The sequence below is a fragment of the Wolbachia endosymbiont of Drosophila barbarae genome (genome assembly GCF_044752445.1).
Classification (GTDB): Bacteria; Pseudomonadota; Alphaproteobacteria; order Rickettsiales; family Anaplasmataceae; genus Wolbachia; species Wolbachia pipientis.
Window position 1 is genome coordinate 5,572 of record NZ_JBIXJM010000237.1, and the last position, 3,627, is coordinate 9,198.

Annotated in this window: 2 protein-coding genes and 2 pseudogenes; 2 read left to right on the top strand and 2 right to left on the bottom strand. The window is 35.2% G+C overall.

Annotated elements, in window-relative coordinates:
• Positions 1-52: 52 nt before the first annotated feature.
• Positions 53-832, bottom strand: a pseudogene (locus ACIPNH_RS05695) (IS481-like element ISWpi4 family transposase); the annotation flags it as partial.
• Between the two features lie 444 nt (positions 833-1,276).
• A complete protein-coding gene (ubiH, locus tag ACIPNH_RS05700; RefSeq protein WP_400772177.1) occupies positions 1,277-2,425 on the bottom strand; it encodes a 2-octaprenyl-6-methoxyphenyl hydroxylase in 1,149 nt (382 codons plus the stop codon).
• A gap of 180 nt (positions 2,426-2,605) precedes the next feature.
• On the opposite strand from ubiH, the gene ACIPNH_RS05705 reads away from it, so the two are divergent.
• The gene (locus ACIPNH_RS05705) at positions 2,606-2,734 is read left to right on the top strand and encodes a hypothetical protein (RefSeq protein ID WP_256437790.1); all 129 of its coding nucleotides are present in this window, start codon (positions 2,606-2,608) and stop codon (positions 2,732-2,734) included.
• 24 nt (positions 2,735-2,758) lie between these two features.
• Positions 2,759-3,627, top strand: a pseudogene (locus tag ACIPNH_RS06800) (IS5 family transposase); the annotation flags it as partial.

Genomic DNA, 3,627 nt, shown 5'->3' on the forward strand with positions numbered 1-3,627 from the left:
ATCCTTTCGTCGTGCTGTTGATTCTGCCTTCCTATGACCTGTTCGGACTATTATGAGAAATGCTATAATACTTCTTAACAGTGGCATTCTTTAAAGTTTTGTTCATACGCTCAACTTGCCCATTTGTCCAAGGATGGCTAACTTTTGTTAGACGGTGTTCAATGTCATTTTCTTCACAAGCTCTATCAAATATATGTTGAAAAGCGTATTTATGGCGTTTTTGGTTGGTAAATTGTACACTGGTATCTGTCAAAATAGTGTGGATTTTATATGGTAAAATTTTAATCAAATTACGTAGAAACTCAGCAGCTATAGGTTTTGTAACACTTTTATGCAACTCAACATACGTAAATTTGGATGTTCTATCTATTGCAACAAACAAATATAACTTTCCTTCTTCTGTTCTGACTTCTGCAATATCAATATGGAAATAGCCTATAGGATATTGTTTGAATTTCTTTTTTGGTTTAACTTCGCCATCAACATCTGGTAGTCTGCTAATGCTGTGCCTCTGTAAGCAACGATGTAGACTAGAGCAAGTCAAGTGTGGGATTGAGGTTTGCAAAGCGTAGAGACAATCATCTAATGGCAATAGAGTATGCTTACGAAATGCAACAATTACAGCCTCCTCTTCTAAAGTTAAAACAGTTGATCTTGCATGCTTCGGACCCATATCAGCGTCTTTGGCAAAAGACCGTTTTCTCCATTTAATGATAGTTTTTGGATTAAGGTTATAGTACCTGGAGAGTTTTGCTATGCTCTCTTTACTATTTTGTATTGCTCTACGAATTGTCTCTGTTGTTTTGGCGCACCCATGTAATATTTGTCCCATAATTCCTCCTTTGATGGTATTGTTTTCTCATATTTTATCATACCATCACACTCTGGGACCATACATCCCCCCCCCTCCCCCCCTAATTCCTATATCAAACCTTTCTTTACTAGATTATATAGTCAATATAAAAAGCCATATAAAATTGCTTCCACTGCTGCCATGAGGAAATTGCTTATTCTTGCTAACTCTTTAGTCAGAGATGACAGGGTTTTTACTGAGGAATATAACTCTCTGTCTGTTTCTATCTAAGAGCCAGTATAGCTGTGGATAAGCACGTTTATACAGATAAAAGTACTTATCCACAGCTACATCAATTTTTCTATTGACTTTTAACACAACTGCTAAACAGATACATTCGTCATCCCGCTACGTGTTAGCGGCCAAGATACCGCGGCGGTATGACGTGGGAAACCTGACTTGCATTAACTATAAAATAGTGATTTATATAAATCCCATAGCATGCCGAATGAAGCGTTTTTTGAGGAAATTTGAATTTTCAACTGCAATCAAGCCAAGATTTCTTAGTGCTTTAGCGCAGAATATTCTGTTGGAAAACATCCTATTTAATCCATCAGTTGCAAGCGCCATTGTAAAATTATCAAAGTATCTGTTACGTGAAATTTTCTTTAATAAATAACTACTGCCAACATCAGTACCAGCCGCTTTTGCAGCAACTACGTGCTTTATAACACTTTCTACATCTCTAATTCCAAGATTAAGCCCTTGACCTGCAACTGGATGAATTGAATGTGCTGCATCGCCGATAAGCAAAACTCTACCCTTATATAACTTTTTTGCGAAAGCAAAACTTAAAGGATAAAGTTTTCTTTCACCCTCTAATTTTATCTCTCCTAAATAAGAACCAAATCTTTTTTTAAGCTCTATAATAAATTCTTCTTCAGACAGATCCATTAGCATTTTTGAAATTTCAGATTTTTCTGTCCAAACTATCGAAGAAGTATAGCCACCCTTCATCGGTAGAATTGCAAATGGACCGCCAGGGAAAAAACGCTCCACAGCTAAGTTTTGGTGATGCAGTTCATGCTTTACATTAAATACTATGCTACTTTGTTTATAGTCAAATTTCACTGTCGGTATAGAAAATAACTCTGGTAATTTAGAGTTTTTGCCTTCAGCGCAGATAAGTAGCGATGATATTAATTCCTGGTTATTATCAAGAATCACTTCCACATATCCTGAATCACAAGCAATTGTTTTATAGGAATGTGGAGAGTATATATTCAGTTTATTTAGAAAATTATTGTTGATTGCATTCCATATAGTAGCATTGTTGATAACATAACCCATTGGCTCTTCGCTAACCATTTTATGATTGTAATGCACAGTAACCGCATCTAATATGCATATATCAAGTATTGGCTCAGCTTCACTTTCCACAAACTGCCAAATCCCTAACTTTTTCAATATTTTTTTCGAGCCTTGAGAAATAGCAAATGCTCGATTATCATCTACTACACGTGGTAGACTATTTTTTTCAATCACAGCTACAGACACAGAGTCACAACTGAGGCCAATGGCAGTAATAAGACCAAGTAACCCACCACCTGAAATGATTACATCATAATTCATTTTATTTACGCTAATTGTAAAATTATATTTTATCTGTTTTGAAAATAGTTTAAACAAACTTTATATATAAATTAAATTTTTTAGATCCCAGTGTCAGCTACTTGGATGACATCTAAAGACACTCCACCTTGTCATTCCAGCACGTAACGAACAACTATACGAACATTTTGCGAAGGCAGTGTGTTAAATGCTATGGCCGGTTTTGCCTCAAACATAAAGGTGTCATCCCAGTGCTTGACACTGGGATGGCTTTGTTGCATAGCAACTGAAAAAATCTGGTGGCTACTGACAAAATTCATTATAAAATAGCCATTTAACCTTGAAAGAAAAAATATGCCACAAAAAATGAGGGTCAGTAACCATAGCGAATATAACAAATTTCTAGAAAAAAGAGGAAATATTTTTCATTATATCAACGAAGCCATAGAAAAGTGGTACGAGAATGGTCCAAAAATACCAGGTGGCAACAATATTTATAGCGATAAAGTTGTAATTTTGGTGCACATAATAACTTGTTTATTTAGAATAGGCCTGAGGCAAACAGTTGGGTTTATAGCAGAATACCTTGAGCAAATTGGGAAAAATTTGCAAGTTATCAGCTATTCACAATCATCAAGAAGGTTTAAGAAACTCAATATTAAGATCAATGATTGCAGAAAATAATATGGAAGATATCGAAATTGCTATAGACAGTACAGGAATTAGTATATACAACAACACTCCTGGTCATAGCAAAGAAAATAGCGAAGATAGAAAGTATCGCAGCTATGAACAGACAAGAAAATTGCATGTAATGTTGAATACAAACAGCAAAAAAGCCATAGCTGTAAAATACAGTAACGGCTGATCACTATGGAGCTTGTGATTTGCTAAAAGAAGTCGATTTTCAGTATGTCATAAAAGTACTATATGCAGATAGGGCATATGACAGAGAAAAGCTCTATAAGCTGTGTAATCAATATGGTATAAAAACGAAAATTCCTCCGAAAAACAACGCAGCAGAGCATCCAAAGTTAGACTATATGGCTGAGAGAAATTCTGCAGTCAAGCTCATAAAGTCATATGATGAAGATGGTATAAAGAAGTGGAAAAAAGAGATGAGTTATGGAAAAAGATCTTATATAGAAAGTTTTTTCTCGCGACTGAAACAAACATTCGGGTTTAGTTTTAGGAATAAATCTGAGACAAATAGAGAGAAGGAA

Excerpts from the sequence above, each read along its gene's own strand:
- ubiH (WP_400772177.1), bottom strand. The coding sequence starts at position 2,425 with ATGAATTATGATGTAATCATTTCAGGTGGTGGGTTACTTGGTCTTATT.